The organism is Oleiphilus sp. HI0066 (genome assembly GCF_001635725.1).
In genome coordinates this window covers 1-617 of the sequence record NZ_LWFH01001681.1, presented here as the reverse complement: position 1 = coordinate 617, position 617 = coordinate 1, and the positions used below count along the sequence as shown (strand labels likewise).

1 protein-coding gene is annotated in these 617 nt (G+C 42.3%); it reads right to left on the bottom strand.

Features of this window, described 5'->3' with window-relative positions:
* On the bottom strand, window positions 1–617 hold a 617-nt coding region (locus A3738_RS26305), incomplete at both ends, for a chromosomal replication initiator protein DnaA (RefSeq protein ID WP_197474056.1).

Here is a 617-nt window from a genome sequence, read left to right as displayed (position 1 = left end):
AGTTCAGTTATTTTTCTGCAAGCATGTAAGACTGTTGTATGGTCACGCCCACCAAAGGCATCCCCTATTTCGGGTAAACTATGTTCCGTTAACTCCTTAGCTAAGGCCATAGCGACTTGTCTCGGCCGCGCAATAGACCTTGTTCTTCTGGGAGAAAGAAGATCGGCTACTTTTATTTTGTAGTACTCAGCAACCGTTCTTTGGATATTATCGATACTTACCTGCCGATCATGAACAGATAATAGGTCTTTCAAACATTCCTGTGCGAAAGTCGGCGTGATGTCTTGACGTGTAAAACTTGCGTTCGCCGCTACCAATCTAAGAGCGCCCTCTAACTCTCTTACATTCGATCGAACACGTCGAGCAATAAAGAAAGCAGCATCTTCACGTAACACAACACGTTCTTGTTCTGCCTTACGCATTAATATCGCTACTCGCGTTTCTAATTCAGGAGATTCTAATTTCGTCGACAAACCCCAACCAAATCGAGAAGTTAGACGCTCTTCCATATTCTCAATTTCTTTAGGATAACGATCACTCGTCAATATGACTTGTTTATCCCCATCAAGTAAGGCATTAAACGTATGAAAAAACTCTTCCTGTGAACGCTCTTTTTT